General features: G+C 60.2%; 16 protein-coding genes. 11 read left to right on the top strand and 5 right to left on the bottom strand.

The window, feature by feature from the left end; all coding sequences use genetic code 11:
* Positions 1 to 122 precede the first annotated feature (122 nt).
* Both IM313_RS08420 and foxA read left to right on the top strand, forming a co-directional pair.
* Entirely contained in the window at positions 123 to 1,076 is a 954-nt protein-coding gene (locus IM313_RS08420; RefSeq protein WP_048999290.1) for an AraC family transcriptional regulator, read from the top strand.
* A gap of 121 nt (positions 1,077 to 1,197) precedes the next feature.
* Entirely contained in the window at positions 1,198 to 3,306 is a 2,109-nt protein-coding gene (gene foxA, locus IM313_RS08415) for a ferrioxamine B receptor FoxA (protein WP_126296415.1), read from the top strand.
* A gap of 77 nt (positions 3,307 to 3,383) precedes the next feature.
* Here the strand turns inward: foxA and IM313_RS08410 are convergent, their stop codons facing one another.
* Complete coding sequence (locus tag IM313_RS08410; protein WP_041911335.1) at positions 3,384 to 4,799, bottom strand: PLP-dependent aminotransferase family protein; 1,416 nt, start codon at positions 4,797 to 4,799, stop codon at positions 3,384 to 3,386.
* A gap of 176 nt (positions 4,800 to 4,975) precedes the next feature.
* Between IM313_RS08410 and IM313_RS08405 the strand changes: the two genes are divergently transcribed.
* Positions 4,976 to 5,137, top strand: coding sequence for a DUF1127 domain-containing protein (locus tag IM313_RS08405; protein ID WP_063154866.1), 162 nt, complete (start codon positions 4,976 to 4,978; stop codon positions 5,135 to 5,137).
* A gap of 39 nt (positions 5,138 to 5,176) precedes the next feature.
* Here IM313_RS08405 and IM313_RS08400 read toward each other — a convergent pair whose 3' ends face one another.
* A complete protein-coding gene (locus tag IM313_RS08400; RefSeq protein WP_192971558.1) occupies positions 5,177 to 6,565 on the bottom strand; it encodes a PLP-dependent aminotransferase family protein in 1,389 nt (462 codons plus the stop codon).
* Between the two features lie 101 nt (positions 6,566 to 6,666).
* Between IM313_RS08400 and IM313_RS08395 the strand changes: the two genes are divergently transcribed.
* Positions 6,667 to 7,146 carry a carboxymuconolactone decarboxylase family protein gene (locus IM313_RS08395; RefSeq protein ID WP_014882392.1) on the top strand — a complete coding sequence of 160 codons (480 nt, stop codon included), beginning with the start codon at positions 6,667 to 6,669 and terminating at the stop codon, positions 7,144 to 7,146.
* Here the strand turns inward: IM313_RS08395 and IM313_RS08390 are convergent.
* Positions 7,133 to 8,035, bottom strand: a complete 903-nt coding sequence (locus IM313_RS08390) for a LysR family transcriptional regulator (protein ID WP_192971559.1) — start codon at positions 8,033 to 8,035, stop codon at positions 7,133 to 7,135. The genes IM313_RS08395 and IM313_RS08390 overlap by 14 nt on opposite strands.
* A gap of 100 nt (positions 8,036 to 8,135) precedes the next feature.
* Here IM313_RS08390 and IM313_RS08385 point away from each other — a divergent pair, with 100 nt between their 5' ends.
* The 7 genes from IM313_RS08385 (at position 8,136) to IM313_RS08355 (ending at position 13,743) form a co-directional block, all read left to right on the top strand.
* Positions 8,136 to 9,548 carry an aldehyde dehydrogenase family protein gene (locus IM313_RS08385; RefSeq protein WP_192971560.1) on the top strand — a complete coding sequence of 471 codons (1,413 nt, stop codon included), beginning with the start codon at positions 8,136 to 8,138 and terminating at the stop codon, positions 9,546 to 9,548.
* 75 nt (positions 9,549 to 9,623) lie between these two features.
* On the top strand, positions 9,624 to 9,947 hold the full coding sequence (locus IM313_RS08380) for an antibiotic biosynthesis monooxygenase (protein ID WP_028015378.1): 324 nt from the start codon (positions 9,624 to 9,626) through the stop codon (positions 9,945 to 9,947).
* Complete coding sequence (locus tag IM313_RS08375) at positions 9,940 to 10,335, top strand: amino acid-binding protein (RefSeq protein ID WP_192971561.1); 396 nt, start codon at positions 9,940 to 9,942, stop codon at positions 10,333 to 10,335. The genes IM313_RS08380 and IM313_RS08375 overlap by 8 nt, the downstream gene beginning before the upstream one ends.
* Positions 10,310 to 11,005, top strand: coding sequence for a helix-turn-helix transcriptional regulator (locus tag IM313_RS08370; protein ID WP_192971562.1), 696 nt, complete (start codon positions 10,310 to 10,312; stop codon positions 11,003 to 11,005). Before IM313_RS08375 ends, IM313_RS08370 begins: the two co-directional genes overlap by 26 nt.
* Before the next feature lie 149 nt (positions 11,006 to 11,154).
* The gene (locus IM313_RS08365) at positions 11,155 to 11,625 is read left to right on the top strand and encodes a MarR family winged helix-turn-helix transcriptional regulator (RefSeq protein WP_047367261.1); all 471 of its coding nucleotides are present in this window, start codon (positions 11,155 to 11,157) and stop codon (positions 11,623 to 11,625) included.
* Entirely contained in the window at positions 11,622 to 12,689 is a 1,068-nt protein-coding gene (locus IM313_RS08360; RefSeq protein WP_127334643.1) for an HlyD family secretion protein, read from the top strand. Before IM313_RS08365 ends, IM313_RS08360 begins: the two co-directional genes overlap by 4 nt.
* Positions 12,679 to 13,743 (top strand): DUF2955 domain-containing protein, encoded by a 1,065-nt coding sequence (locus IM313_RS08355; protein WP_192971563.1) that lies wholly within the window; start codon positions 12,679 to 12,681, stop codon positions 13,741 to 13,743. The genes IM313_RS08360 and IM313_RS08355 overlap by 11 nt, the downstream gene beginning before the upstream one ends.
* On the opposite strand, the gene IM313_RS08350 is transcribed toward IM313_RS08355, so the two are convergent.
* Positions 13,734 to 14,114 (bottom strand): tautomerase family protein, encoded by a 381-nt coding sequence (locus tag IM313_RS08350; RefSeq protein WP_192971564.1) that lies wholly within the window; start codon positions 14,112 to 14,114, stop codon positions 13,734 to 13,736. The genes IM313_RS08355 and IM313_RS08350 overlap by 10 nt on opposite strands.
* On the bottom strand, positions 14,114 to 14,422 hold the full coding sequence (locus tag IM313_RS08345; protein ID WP_028015385.1) for a carboxymuconolactone decarboxylase family protein: 309 nt from the start codon (positions 14,420 to 14,422) through the stop codon (positions 14,114 to 14,116). Before IM313_RS08345 ends, IM313_RS08350 begins: the two co-directional genes overlap by 1 nt.
* Positions 14,423 to 14,487 lie beyond the last annotated feature (65 nt).

Here is a 14,487-nt window from a genome sequence, read left to right as displayed (position 1 = left end):
GGAATATATATCTTCGCTCCGGCTTAGTCCGGAGCGTAATAGTGTCTGCGCCCGGTGATTGCTGATATGGCAAAGGGATGGTACTGTTTTTCCTGTCCTTTTCCCGATGCAGGCCCCGAATTATGCTCCAGAGTGAAAATAGATCAGCGAAACGCATATTTTTTGTTGAGGATTTTCAGGTATTCGGCGAGCGCTACGGCATCGACTACCGTTTCCCGCTGTTAAAAGGGGAGCAGATCAGCGGCAGCCCGGTGTTGCAGGGGAATGTGGAAGAGATGACGCTCTCGTCCGGCATTTCGCTGACTCACTCCGATGTGCATGTATTACAACCCTACGAAACCACATCTCGCCACAGCAGCCCGCTCTATATGCTGGTAGTCCTGGAAGGGTGCGTTACGATCGCGCTCAATGGCATCGACTATCACGTTCGTCCCGGCATGGCGTTCAGCGCCCGTCTGAGTGAGGAACAGGTGATGAGCGCGCGTCACGACGCCGACAGCTCGCTGAAAACGCTCTCGTTTGGCGTGTACCCGCATGAAGCCGGGCGTGAAGCCCTGCTTGAGTCGCTGCTGCTGGAATGGCAAAACCTGAATACACCCACGTTTGTCTGGCACGTTCCCGAGTTTGTTATGTCAGGCATTCAGCATGCGCAGCAGCAGAGGGGAAGCGTGCTCGCGCGTAAGCTATTGCTGGAGGGGCTGATGTACCAGCTGCTCGGCCACGGCCTGAACCAGCGCCAGCAGCCCTGCCCGAGCCGCCCTGAGCATGCGCGCCTGGAACGCGTACGGAGCATACTGGAACAGTCTCCTGAACGGGATCATACACTCGCGCAGCTGGCAGCCCTGGCTGCAATGAGCCCAAGCAGCCTGCGCAGCAAGTTCCGTCAGCGCTACGGCTGCACCCTCTTCGATTATCTTCGCGACTGTCGCCTTGCGCTGGCGCGCCGCTATCTGCTGGAAGGCCACAGCGTGCAGCAGGCGGCCTGGATGTGCGGGTATCAGCATGCCACTAACTTCGCCACCGCGTTTCGTCGTCATTACGGGATTTCACCGGGCGACGTGCGCAAACTCCGCTAACGTAATTTCGCCCATCGCGCGAACGTATCCCGTGCGGTTTAGCATCGCGCATACGTAACCTGGCGGCGCGCATAGCCGTTTGCACTCTCAAAAAGGTAATAATTCTTATTAACAATAAGAAATATCTCTGGAGAGGGTTATGTTTGCTAAATCGCGTCTGGCACTGCTGGTGGGATGGGTTACCGGTAGCGTCGCTTTTCCTTTACTGGCGCAGGATGCGCAAAAAACTGACACCGTGGTGGTGACCTCGCAGATGCAGTCTGCGGCCACCAAGCTTGAAACGCCGGATATTGAAACTCCGCAGTCGGTCTCTATCGTCACGCGCGAGCAGTTCGAAGAGCAGGGCGCAACCAGCGTGCGTCAGGCCGTGAGCTACACGCCGGGGGTCTACAGCAACCAGATTGGGGCGTCTAACCGCTTTGACTACATGGTGCTGCGCGGCTTCTCTGACGGCAGCCTCGACAACGTCTACCTGGACGGCCTGAAGATGATGGGCGACACCAACTCCCACAGCTCGCTGGTGGTTGATCCGTGGTTCCTGGACAGTATCGAAGTCGTGCGCGGTCCGGCCTCCGTGCTCTATGGCCGTTCATCGCCGGGCGGGATTGTGGCGCTTACCTCCCGTAAGCCGTCGTTCGATCCGGGCGGGGAGATCAAGCTCTTCGCCGGGAACAATAGCCAGCGTGGGGCGATGTTCGACGTCACCGGCCCGGTTGATGATAATGACCGCGTGGCGGTGCGCCTCAGCGGGATGACCCGCTATGCCGATTCCCAGTTCGATCCGCTGAAGGAAGAGCGTTACGCGCTGATGCCGAGCCTGACCTGGCGTATCACCGATAACACCCGTCTGGATCTGATGGCCTACCTGCACCGCGATCCGGAAGGCGGCAGCCACTCCGGCCTGCCGTATGAGGGCACGGTTGTGCCGCACAGCGGGAAGAAAATCTCCAACACGTTCTTTGAAGGTGAAGACGATTACGACAAGTACGATCGTCGGGAAAACATGGTCGGCTATAACCTTGAGCACCTGTTTGACAGCGGCTGGTCCGTGCGCCAGAAGCTGCGCTACCTGCACACCAAAGTGGAGCTGAACCAGGTGTATGCCGCAGGCTGGCTGAATGACACCGAGCTGAACCGCGGCTATTCCGGCTCTGACGAGAAGATGAACGCCATCACCCTGGATAACCAGGTCGACGGCAGCTTCGACACCGGGGCGGTGAACCACCGCGTGCTGATCGGCATGGACTACCAGGACCGCACCAACAACGTGACCGGCTACTATGGCGGCTTCCCGCCGATTGACGCCTTCCACCCGGTTTACGGTGCGAAGCCGGACTACATCACCCAGTACAGCAGGGAAAAGCATAAGCTTCGCCAGACCGGTTACTACCTACAGGATCAGATGTCCGTTGACCGCTGGCGCCTGACGCTTGGCGGGCGTTACGACCAGGTGAGCGTGTCGAACGTCGACAACTTCAACCACACCCGCAGCGATCTGGATAAAAACAACTTCAGCAGCCGCGCGGCGCTGCTGTATCTGTTTGATAACGGCGTTGCGCCGTACGTCAGCTACTCCACCGCCTTTACGCCGACCAGCTTTGCCGACGAGCAGGGCAATATCCTGGATCCGATGAAGGGCAAGCAGTGGGAAGCGGGCGTGAAGTATGAGCCAGAAGGGATGAACAGCCAGTTCAGCGCCTCGGTGTTCCGCATCAACCAGAAGAACATTGCCACCAAAGAGGAGCCGACCGATCCGTACCGTTCCATCGGTGAAATCGAATCCGAAGGCGTTGAGCTGGAGGCGATTGGTCAGCTGACCGACAGCCTGCGCATGCAGGCGGCGTACACCTACACGGATATTCGCTATAAGAAGAGCAGCCCGGAAGAGGAGGGCAAGCGCGCCGTCTATGCCCCGCGTAACATGGCCAGCGCCTGGCTGAGCTACGACGTCAAAACCGGCCCGCTGGACGGCCTGACCGTCGGCTCCGGGGTGCGCTATGTCAACGGGATCGTCAGCGATCGCCAGAACACCCATACGCTTCCGTCGTACACGCTGGTGGACATGGTCGTGGGATATGACCTGTCAAAAGTGGGGCTCACGGGCGTGAGCGCACAGCTGAACGTCAATAACCTGACGGACAAAAGCTACGTCGCGGCGTGTAACTCGCTCTCTTACTGCTACTTCGGCGCAGAACGCAGCATTGTGGGCAGCGTTTCGTGGAAGTTCTGAGTCGTTGATTTTGCCGGGTGGCGGCTTCGCCTTACCCGGCCACTTTATTCCGTAGCGCCACCGGCGCTAAAAACGTACTACTCCTCCATCGCAATCACAATCGCCTCGCCCATCTTCTTCAACGCCTCGCGATGCTTATCCGTCGGCGGCAGCGCCACGTTGATCCGCAGGCAGTTGCGGTACTTCCCGGAGGCGGAAAACAGCGACCCGGCCGCCGCCTGGATCTTCAGGCGGCACAGCTGCTTGCTGACGCACACCATATCCACCTTCTCTGGCAGCTCAACCCACAGCAGGAAGCTCCCCTGCGGGCGCGTGACGCAAATCTCCGCCGGAAAATACTGCCGCACCCAGCAGGTGTAGGTTTCCATATTCTGCTGATAAATCTGGCGCATACGGCGCACGTGGCGATGGTAATGGCCGTCGCGAATAAACGCCGCCACCGCCATCTGGGTGCCCGGCACGTTAAACCCGCCCGCGGCGTATTTCATGTGCATCACCCGGTCGTAATAGCGCCCCGGCACAATCCAGCCGACGCGCAGGCCCGGCGCCACGGTTTTGGTAAACGAGCTGCAGAGGATCACGCGGCCATCGATGTCCATCGAGTGAATGGTGCGCGGGCGCGGGTACTCCGCCGCTAGCTCACCGTAGATATCATCCTCCACAATCACGATATCGTGCCGCTGGGCGAGGGCTAAAACCTGTTTTTTCCGCGCTTCCGGCATGATAAACCCGAGCGGGTTATTGCAGTTGGGCACCAGGATCACCGCCTTGATCGGCCACTGCTCCATTGCCAGCTCTAACGCCTCAATGCTGATCCCGGTTTCAGAGTCGGTGGGAATTTCAATCGCCTTGATGTCAAACCCGCGCAGCATCTGCATGGTGCCGTGAAAAGATGGCGACTCCACCGCCACGATGTCCCCCGGTTTGCACACCGAGAGCAGGGCGATCGACAGCGCGCCGTGGCAGCCGTTGGTGATCACAATGTCGCTTGCCGAGACGGTAGAGCCGCCGTCCAGCATCAGGCGGGCGATCTGCTCGCGCAGCTCAAGGCGGCCGTCGAGCACGTCATAGCTCAGCATCTCGCTTGGGTTATGCTGCGCAAGGCGGCTCATCTCGCGCCACAGGGGCTTCAGGCTCGGCTGGTTAATGTCCGGCGAACCGCCGCCAAAGGAGATCATCTCTTTGTCGGCGCGGGCGTCCAGCAGCATCATCACCTCATCCCACTGGGTGACGTCCACCGGGCGCTGCACCGGGCGCGTCATCGCCGGGACGGGCGGCTGGGCTTTGCGTTTCGAGACAAAATAGCCGGAGCGCGGCTGGGGGGTGATCAGCTGAAGGTTTTCGAGGATCTGGTAGGCCTGCTGTATGGTGCTGATGCTCACGCCGTGCTCCTGGCTCAGGGCGCGCACCGACGGCAGACGCTCGCCGCTGCGATACAGCCCTTGTTCAATGCGTTCTGCCAGAAGGTTGGCGAGGTGTTGATAGCGTGTCATGCTGTATCCTTTATTTTCACCATACAGATTATTAAACCAGTACAGATTGCCGCAAAAACCGGCATGCAGATACCGTTTTAGCGGATCTGTATGTTAAACAAAAGTTGTTTTTGCATCTGTATTGCGCAGGTCGATTTCCAGGATGATAACCCCACTGGCACAGTGAGGAGAGCATTATGGAATTCTACGAGAATCGTTCAAAACGTCCGTTTATTGTGTTTGTCTGGATCGCAAAAACGCTGCGTAACTGGTACCGCATCAACCGCACCCGCCGCATCCTGAGCCAGATGAGCGACGAGCAGCTCAAGGACGTTGGGTTATCCCGCAATGATATTTAAACCGTGGCCGGGTAAGGCGCAGCCGCCACCCGGCGTTTTTCAGCTCAACAGCGCGAGCGTCTGCCGCTTCGGCCTTTCCAGCAGCTCCAGCGCCTCCTGAAACGACCGCACGTTGTTATAGCCCATCACCAGCCCGTAGCGTTTGCCCGACCCGCGATACCACTCCGAGAGCGCATTGACCTGCAGCTGCTGTTCCTGCCAGCAGCGAGCCACTTCCCGGTCGCAGCTCCCTTTGGCGAGAAACGCCACGATATGCATCCCGCCGTCGTTTTGCTCGGTGAAAAACAGATCGCCATACACCTCGCGCAGGGCGGCAATCATCCAGTCGCGGCGGGTCTGATACAGCGCGCGCATCTTCTTGAGATGGCGGAAAAAATGCCCTTCGTTGAGAAACGCGGTGAGGATCTTCTGCGTCAGCACCGGCTGGCCGCTGGTGGTGATATCCGCGCAGTCGGTAAAGGCTCCGACGGTGCTGGCGGGCATCACCACGTAGCCCATGCGCAGCGACGGCATGATGGTTTTACTGAAGGTGCCCATAAAGATCACCCGGTCGTGCTGGTCGAGGCTTTTCAGCGACGGCAGCACCTTGCGGGTGTAGTGAAACTCCCCGTCGTAATCGTCTTCGATGATCCACGCCTCGTTCTGGTTGGCCCAGTCGAGCAATTGCTGCTTGCGCGGCAGGGAGAGCGTCACCGCCAGCGGGCTCTGGTGCGAGGGGGTGACGATGGCAAAACGCGCGTCACGATGGTGACGAAGCAGGTAGTCCGTATCAATGCCGCAGCGATCGACCGGCACCGTGTGCAGGCGCGGCACGATCCGCTTCAGCAGCTGCTGGCCCATAAAGTAGCCCGGATCTTCAAACACCACCTTGTCGCTGCGGCTGGCGAGGGTGTCGAGGATCAGCCGCAGGCTGCCGCTGTAGCCGCTGGTGATCAGCACCTGTTCGGCGGTGCAGGACAAGCCGCGTGAGATATTGAGATAGCTGGCGATGGCCTGGCGCAGCGGATACCAGCCCAGGACGGGCGGGTTGAGCATCTCCTCCTGACGCATGGCGCGCGTCGCCTGGCCCGCCAGCAGCAGCCATTTTTTATACGGGAAGCTGTCGAGGGCGGGGATGCCAGGGCGCAGAAATCCGGCCCGCTCGCGCTGGCTGATAAGCGAGGCCGGAAGCGTGCCGGTAGGCTGTTCCGCAGGGGCATTGTTATCCGGCAGCAGTAAATCCGGGTTGACCCGCGTGCCGCGCGCGCCCTGGCTCACCAGATACCCTTCACCCGTCAGAATGGCGTACGCCGTTTCGACGGTTTTGCGCGCCACCTTCAGCTCTTCCGCCAGCACGCGGATGGCAGGCACCTTATCGCCCGGCTTCAGCACGCCGCGCGTGATGTTGTCGCGATAGCGGGAATAAATGTCGTGATAGCCCGGCTTCATGTCCTACCTCATTTCACGCTTTTTGTATCTTTTTACTATGTCATGAACGGCGTAGATTTGCCTCATCGCACGGCACATGCCGCACAAAAAGAGGAAAGACAATGAGCACTCGCGTTAACCACCATAAAGTTACACCTGCCCTCGCCAACGCGCTGTCTGCCCTGAGCATGGAGGTGGCAAAAACCTCCATCGACCCGGCGCTGAAGCACCTGATCGACATTCGCGTGTCGCAGCTGAATGGCTGTACGTTCTGCCTGGATATGCACTCTAAAGAGGCCAAAATCGCCGGGGAACGCGAGCTGCGCCTGTACCATCTGGCGGCCTGGCGCGAGTCCCCGCTGTTCAGCGCCCGCGAGAAAGCGGCGCTGGCCTTCACCGAAGCGCTGACCCAGATTGGCGTTCACGGGGTGAGCGACGCGCTGTACCGCAGCGTGGCGGAGCACTTCTCGGACGTGGAGATTTCAGAGCTGAACTTCGCCATCGTGGCGATCAACGCCTGGAACCGTCTGGGGATCACCTCCCGCATGGCGCCCGGCTCGCTGGACGCGGCTTACGGGCTGAATAAGGCTAACCTGGAATAATCCCGCGCTCGCGGATCATCGCCACCAGCGCCCGCAGTCCCGGCGGAACGTGGCGATGGCCGGGGTAATACAGGCGCAGCCCGGCAAAGGGCTGCGCCCAGTCGTTTAAAACGCTCACCAGCTCTCCACGCTCAAGCTCTTCCCGGATATACAGTTCCGGCAAAAATCCTACCCCTAATCCCGCCTTTACGGCGCGGATCGAGGCGAAAAGATCGGATGTCGCAAAGCGCGGCGGTATGGCAAGGGCGTACGTTTCCCCCCGACGCGCCAGCTCCCAGCGGTAGATCCCGCCGTGGGCCATGCGCATGCCGATCCCCTGATGTGAAAGCAGATCGTCCGGCGTCAGCGGAGTACCGTGACGGGCAAAATAGTCCGGCGTGGCGGTCACCAGCTGGCGGATCTCCCCGGTCAGCGGCACGGCTATCATGTCCTGCGGCACGGACTCCTCAAGGCGGATCCCCGCGTCATAGCCTTCCGCGACGATGTCGATCATGCGCGCTTCGCTGACGGTTTCCACGCGCATCTTCGGGTAGCGGATCATAAAGTCGATCAGCAGCTGGTCCAGAAACAGGGTGCCGATATGGTTCGGCACGTTCAGACGCAGCGTGCCGGCGGGTTCCCCGGTGTCGCTGTGGATCTCCTCGCTGGCGAGGCGGATCTCCTGCAGCGCCGGTCCAACGCGCGCCACGTAGCGCTGTCCGGCGTCGGTGAGCGCCACGCTGCGGGTAGTGCGGTTAAAGAGGCGGGTATCCAGGCGGCTCTCCAGCCCGGCGATGGCGTTACTGACCGCCGTGGCGGACATGCCGAGCTCCTGCGCCGCGCCGCGAAAGCTGCCGCGCCGCACCACCGCCATAACCACTTCCAGCTCTGTCAGACCTGAACGATGCATAGATTATCCTGAAAATCGAAACAACCCTTGCAGCATAGCGTGGATTATCGCAACGGAGAAGCCGTGCCAGACTGTGCCCACACAGCCTGAGGAGGTTTATATGCACACTATCGAACAGATCTTTATTAACGGCGAATTTGTTACCCCGCACGGCACCGAACGGTTTGATTTATACAACCCGGCGACGGCGCAGGTCATCGGGCAGGTACGCCTGGCGGATGAGGTTGACGCAGCGCGCGCCGTTGCGGCGGCAAAAGCGGCGTTCCCCGCGTGGTCGCAGACGACAAAGCAGGAGCGCATTGCCGCGCTAAAACGTATGCACGCCGCCGTGGCCGCTCGTCACGACGATCTGCTGGAAGCTGTCATCGAAGAGTACGGCGCGCCCGCCTCGCGCTCGGCGTGGATGGCCAGCTATCCGGCGGAGGTGATTGCTCAGGCGATTGAGGCGCTGGAGGCGTTTGAATTCGTCACCCCCGCGGGCGCAGCCACGGTGCAGATGACGCCGCTTGGCGTGGCCGGGCTGATTACGCCGTGGAACAGCGACGCAGGATTTATCTGCGGCAAGCTGGCGGCAGCGCTGGCCGCGGGCTGTACGGCGGTGATTAAGCCGAGCGAAATGAGCGCCCTGCAAACGCAGATTGTCACCGAAGCGCTGCGCGATGCGGCTCTGCCGCCGGGCGTGTTTAACATCGTCACCGGGCGCGGCGAGATGGTCGGTGACACAATCAGCCGCCATCCGGACGTGGCAAAAATCTCGTTTACCGGTTCGACGCATACCGGCAAGGCGATCCTGCGCAACGCGGCGGAAAGCTTTAAGCGTGTGACGCTGGAGTTAGGCGGGAAATCGCCGACGATCCTGCTGGATGACGTGGATCTGGCGCAGGCGATCCCGCTTGTCATTCAGGCCGGGTTTATGAACAGCGGGCAGGCGTGCGTGGCCGGAACGCGCATTCTGGTGCCTTACTCGCGTAAGGCGGAGATCGAAACCGCGCTGGCGCAGGCCGTGGCGGCGGTGAACTCCGGCGACCCGCGCGATAAATCAACGGACGTCGGCCCGATGGTCAGCGCAAAGCAGTGGAAGCGGGTGCAGGGCTATATCCGCAAAGGTGTCGAAGAGGGGGCGCGCCTGCTGGCGGGCGGCGAGGGGCGGCCGGAAGGCACGCAGGACGGCTGGTTTGTGCGCCCGACGCTGTTTGCCGACGTGAACAACCAAATGACGATTGCCCGCGACGAGATTTTTGGCCCGGTGCTGTGCGTAATTCCCTATCGTGACGAGGCGGAGGCGATTGCCATTGCCAACGACACGGACTACGGCCTGAGCGCGGTGGTGCTGGGCGGTACGGACCGCGCGCGCCGCGTGGCGCAGCAGATTGTTTCCGGTCGCGTGCTGGTGAACACTCTGGCCCATGAACCGAAAGCGCCGTTTGGCGGGTTTAAGCACTCCGGCGTGGGGCGCGAGATGGGCGAGTGGGGGATCCGCGCGTTTATGGAGCCGAGGTCGGTTCTGGGCTAAAGCTTCGCTCTTTACCGAAGCATTGTGCTTTTCCATCCTGCATTCTCTCCTCAACATCACAGCGGAGAGACCATCATGATCGCAGTCCTTTTCGAAGCCAAAGCTGCGCCTGCCCATCAGGCGCGCTACCTCCAACTTGCCGCAGAGCTTAAGCCTTTGCTGGCCGACATCGACGGCTTTATCGATATCGAACGGTTCCAGAGCCTGACGACCGACGGCAAAATACTTTCCCTTTCCTGGTGGCGGGATGAAGAGGCCGTCCGCCGCTGGAAGCAGAACGTCTTCCATCAGGCGGCGCAGGCCGAAGGGCGGGAGTCAATTTTCTCTTTCTACCGTATTCGCGTGGCGCAGCTGGTGCGGGAGTACAGTTCCGAAACGGGAGGGCGCGCGGATGTATGACGTTCACGTGATTTTCCGCGACGGGCCCGGCGAGCTGGCGCGCTTTGGACAGCTGTTGGGGCGCAACGGCGTAGGGCTTGAGGGTGGCGGCGTATTCGGTACCGATGCCCATTTCCTGGTGGAGGACGGGGAAAAAGCCCGCCGCGTGCTAGTGGAGGCCGGGTTTACCGTGCAGGCGGTGCGAAAGCCGGTGATCAGAAAACTCAGGCAGTCGCGTCCCGGCGAGCTGGGTGAAATTGCGGCGGCGCTGGCGGCACGCGGCGTGTCTGTTCTTACCCAGTACAGCGACCATGCGAATCACCTTATTCTGCTGACGGATGATGATAAGCTGGCCGCAGAGATCACCGAACCCTGGGCAGCACATGTTAAAGACAAGCTTACCGACTGATAACGGCGCGGCGCTGGAGCTGGCCATTGCGGCGGTGGCGGCGGCAATGGCCGATCCGTCGCGCGTGAAGATGCTGTGCGCGCTGATGGACGGGCGGGCGTGGACCGCCACTGAACTGAGCACCGCGGCAGACGTCGCCCCCTCGACCGCCAGCGGGCATCTCGCCCGGCTGGTGGAGGGAAAGTTGATTACCTGTCTGTCTCAGGGGCGGCACCGCTACTATCGTCTGGCGGGGCACGACGTGGCGGAGCTGGTCGAACAGATGATGGGGCTCTCCTGGAGCCGCATTGCGCCGCCGGAAACCACCGCGCCGAAGGCCATGCGGGAGGCGCGGACCTGCTACGATCATCTGGCGGGCGCGGTGGCGGTAAAGATCTACGATTTCATGCAGGCGGAAGGCTGGCTGGAGGCAGACGGTTCAGCGCTCACGCTGTATGGCCGGGAGCAGTTTCTGAAACTCGGCGTGTCGTTAAGCGCTCATCCGCGCCGTAAGGCCTGCTGCGCCTGTCTGGACTGGAGCGAGCGGCGGTTTCACCTCGGAGGCGAAGCTGGCGCGGCGCTGCTTATTCATCTGGAAAGCAAAGGGTGGATCCAGCGGGTGGCGGGGTACAGGGAGGTGTTGGTGACGGCTTTGGGAAAAAGTGCCGTCAGGAGGCATTTTAGCCGCTAAACTCCACTGCGGGCTGGTGCCCTCACCCCGACCCTCTCCCACGGGGAGAGGGAGACATCGTTTTCGCAATTCCTGCTCTTTCGTCTCGCGTTTCTTGATACTTATCCTGATAACTATTATCTTGGCCGCGTGTGACGAGAGGTTTCCCCATGAGTGAAGAAGAACTGTTCTGCCGCAGGCCGATGGGCATGCGGATGGCAATGATCGTGCGCCAGTGGCGTGCGGTGATCGATGATGCCATTCTCGATACCGGCTTAACCCAGTCGAGCTGGACGGTGATGATGCAGCTTCATCAGCTCGGGGATAACGTCTCAATGAGTGAGCTGGCGGAGGTGCAGGGTATTGAACTGCCGCCGCTGATGCGCACCCTGACACAGCTGGAAAAACAGGGTTACCTGCTGCGCACCACATCGCCTTATGACAAGCGCATCCGGCTTCTGACGCTGACGCCTGAGGGAAAAGCCATATTAAAAAGGCTCACTCAGGTGATTGAGACCTATCAGGCTCGCGTATCGCAACACATCGCGCCGGAGCATATCGAGATTTTCAGCGCCACGTTAAATCAAATCGCCTGCAATTTGCGGACAATCCGCGAAGAAGACAACAAGACCGAAAAATAATGACCCCTGAACAAAAGTTTGCCCGCTGGGTAAGGGTGAGTATTGCCTCTTTCCTGCTGATGTTTATCTATTTTGTCGTCGCGGATATCTGGATCCCGCTGACGCCGGACTCCACCGTCATGCGCGTGGTGACGCCGGTTTCTCCGCGCGTCTCCGGCTACGTGGCGGCGGTACATGTCCACAACAACAGCCAGGTGAAGAAAGGCGATCTGCTGTTTGAGCTCGACGACACGCCGTTTCGCAATAAAGTGGAAGCGGCGCAAATCGCGCTGGAGCAGGCGCGTCTCTCTAACGAACAGCTGGACGCGCAGATCGCCGCCGCGCAGGCCAGCCTGAAAACCGCGGTGCTGACCGCGCGTAACGACAAGGTGACCTTCGAACGCTATCAGAAGCTGAGCACGTTACAGAACGTCTCGCAGGCGGATCTGGATAAGGTCCGCACCGCCTGGCAGAGCAGTGAGCAGTCCGTCAGCACGATTCAGGCCAACATCCGGAACCTGCGCATCCAGCGCGGCGAGCGCGAAGAACACCGCAACGTGACGCTGCAAAAATACCGCAACGCGCTGGATGAAGCAGAGCTGAACCTCGGCTGGACAAAGGTCTACGCCCTGGCGGACGGCACGGTCAGTAACCTGCAGTTAAGCCCCGGTTTTTACGCCTCATCCGGCTCCGCCGCGCTGGCGCTGGTAAACAACCAGACCGATATCGTGGCCGATTTCCGCGAGAAGAGCCTGCGCCATACCCGTCAGGGCACCGATGCCGCCGTAGTGTTTGACGCCTTCCCGGGGCAGGTGTTCCGCGCCCACGTGGCCAGCAGCGACGCGGGGATCCTCGCAGGCCAGGAGGCGGTTAACGGCCAGCTCTCCCAGCCGGAGACCTCTAACCGCTGGGTACGAGACGCCCAGCGCATGCGCATTCACGTCACGCTGGACGAGCCGCTGCCGAAGCCGCTGCCAACCGGCGCGCGGGCGACCGTGCAGCTCTACAACAGCGAAGGGCCGTTTGCGCGCTTCTTCTCCGGAATGCAGATCCACCTGGTGAGCCTGCTTCACTATGTCTATTAATACGCTGGCGCGGGTCTTTACCCCGCACGGCAACATCGTCTACACGGCAAACGACTTTCGCCAGACCCTGCGCATCGTTTTTGCCGGGATGATTGCCCTGAGCATATCGAGCTTCTACAACACCAGCTACGGCGTGTTTTTCGTGGTCTATCCGATCATGCTGCTGTCGCTGGTGCCGGTGTTTAACCGCCACGTGGCGAAGCAGTTTATCTTCAGCGCATCGCTGAACTGCGTCGAAATGGTGATTATCATCGGCTATCTTTCCCAATGGCCGGTCATCATGACGCTGGTGGTATTTGCTCTTTACGTGATGCGTTTTCGTTTTATGAGCAAAGGGCCGCTGTTCCTGTTCGGCTCGATGGGCGTTGTGTGCCAGAGCGTAATGCTCAACTTTATGAGCTACCCCACCACCAACTGGCACACGCTGCTGTTTTCCAACATTGAAGCGAGCGTGATGGCGGTGTGCCTGAGCGCGCTGATGAACTACCTGCTGCCGGACGTGGAGCCCCGCAAGCCGCCGCCGCTTATTGAGAAAGACGACGCCCGCGTGCGCCACGAGTCGCTGCTCTCCGGCAGCGTCGCGACGATGATTTTCGTGGTGTTTCAGATTAGCGACTTAAGCGATTCGCTCTCGGCGCTGATGGCAGGAATTCTGATCCTGTTCCCTATGCACTATCGCGGCGCGGTGATGAGCTCCATCTGGCGCGTGGTCGGGGTAGTGCTGGGCTGCCTCTACATTCTGGTGGTGCAGCTTATCCTCTACGATCACAGCAGCCATATGCTGCTGATGATGCCGCTGATTGGCCTCGGCCTGGCGTTTGGCGCGCGGCTGCACGTGATGGAGAAAGTGGGCGCGGGCGTGGGGTTTTCCAGCATCACGACCATCGGCATTATGTTCGGGCAGAACATGCACCCGGACAGCGACCTGGTGTTCAGCGATCTCTATCGCATCACCTCCGTGACCTTTTCGCTGGTGGCGACGCTGACGATGGTCTTTCTGGTGCATTTGATCCTGAACCGTTTCGCCACCACGCGCTACGTCATTCAGGGCTGATAGCGTTTGCCGCCGCTGAAGCTCCAGTCCTCAGCGGCCGTAAACTGGATAACGACCATCACGTCTCCACCTTCAATGCCCATCTTCTCATTCAGTTGCGCAGCCAGCTGGCGGTAGAGGGCAGATTTCTGTTCAATGCTCCTCGGCTTACCAGCAACGATATTAAACAGTATCGCCCCCTCCGTTCTGCCCGTGCTGAGATAGTGCCGATCAATGTATCGATCCCCGGCCGCGAAGCATTCAAAAAAATGGAACCTGTCCTGTGCGGGAACGGCGAAGGTTTCCGTCAGCGCCTGGTGCAGAATGTCCGAGATCTGCTTTTGCTGCATCTCGTTATAGCGGTCACCCGTCATGATACGAACAAACGGCATTATTGTTTCTCCTCTGCAAGGCTGCTCAGCGCGCTGACGGCGGCCGGCCAGCCTGCGTAAAACGCCAGATGGGTAAACGCTTCGGCTATTTCGTCGTCCGTCACGCCGTTTTGCCGGGCGAAGCCGATATGCCAGGGAAGCTGCGCGGTGCGCCCCAGGGCTGCCAGCGCGGCAAGCGTGATCAGACTGCGATCCCGCGGGGCTAACTGCGGACGCTGCCAGATATCGCCAAAAAGTACCTGCTGGCTCAGTTCCGCCAGCTTAGGGGAAACCTGCGCAAGCGTGTCGCGATTCAGTGTTGTGCTCATTTTTATTCCTCCTGTCGTCTGGAAATCACTCTCGCAGGCTGCCACCATAAATAAAATCGCAATGT

Origin of the sequence: Enterobacter cloacae complex sp. P2B (assembly GCF_014895985.1) — a bacterium.
Taxonomy (GTDB): Bacteria; Pseudomonadota; Gammaproteobacteria; order Enterobacterales; family Enterobacteriaceae; genus Enterobacter; species Enterobacter bugandensis.
This window is presented reverse-complemented; position numbering and strand designations above follow the sequence as displayed.

Excerpts from the sequence above, each read along its gene's own strand:
- IM313_RS08410 (WP_041911335.1), bottom strand. The coding sequence starts at position 4,799 with ATGACACGCTATCAACACCTCGCCAACCTTCTGGCAGAACGCATTGAA.
- IM313_RS08350 (WP_192971564.1), bottom strand. The coding sequence starts at position 14,114 with ATGCCGTTTGTTCGTATCATGACGGGTGACCGCTATAACGAGATGCAG.
- IM313_RS08375 (WP_192971561.1), top strand. The coding sequence starts at position 9,940 with ATGTATGACGTTCACGTGATTTTCCGCGACGGGCCCGGCGAGCTGGCG.
- IM313_RS08420 (WP_048999290.1), top strand. The coding sequence starts at position 123 with ATGCTCCAGAGTGAAAATAGATCAGCGAAACGCATATTTTTTGTTGAG.
- IM313_RS08355 (WP_192971563.1), top strand. The coding sequence starts at position 12,679 with ATGTCTATTAATACGCTGGCGCGGGTCTTTACCCCGCACGGCAACATC.
- IM313_RS08370 (WP_192971562.1), top strand. The coding sequence starts at position 10,310 with ATGTTAAAGACAAGCTTACCGACTGATAACGGCGCGGCGCTGGAGCTG.
- IM313_RS08365 (WP_047367261.1), top strand. The coding sequence starts at position 11,155 with ATGAGTGAAGAAGAACTGTTCTGCCGCAGGCCGATGGGCATGCGGATG.
- IM313_RS08405 (WP_063154866.1), top strand. The coding sequence starts at position 4,976 with ATGGAATTCTACGAGAATCGTTCAAAACGTCCGTTTATTGTGTTTGTC.
- IM313_RS08345 (WP_028015385.1), bottom strand. The coding sequence starts at position 14,422 with ATGAGCACAACACTGAATCGCGACACGCTTGCGCAGGTTTCCCCTAAG.
- IM313_RS08385 (WP_192971560.1), top strand. The coding sequence starts at position 8,136 with ATGCACACTATCGAACAGATCTTTATTAACGGCGAATTTGTTACCCCG.
- IM313_RS08390 (WP_192971559.1), bottom strand. The coding sequence starts at position 8,035 with ATGCATCGTTCAGGTCTGACAGAGCTGGAAGTGGTTATGGCGGTGGTG.
- IM313_RS08400 (WP_192971558.1), bottom strand. The coding sequence starts at position 6,565 with ATGAAGCCGGGCTATCACGACATTTATTCCCGCTATCGCGACAACATC.
- IM313_RS08380 (WP_028015378.1), top strand. The coding sequence starts at position 9,624 with ATGATCGCAGTCCTTTTCGAAGCCAAAGCTGCGCCTGCCCATCAGGCG.
- IM313_RS08395 (WP_014882392.1), top strand. The coding sequence starts at position 6,667 with ATGAGCACTCGCGTTAACCACCATAAAGTTACACCTGCCCTCGCCAAC.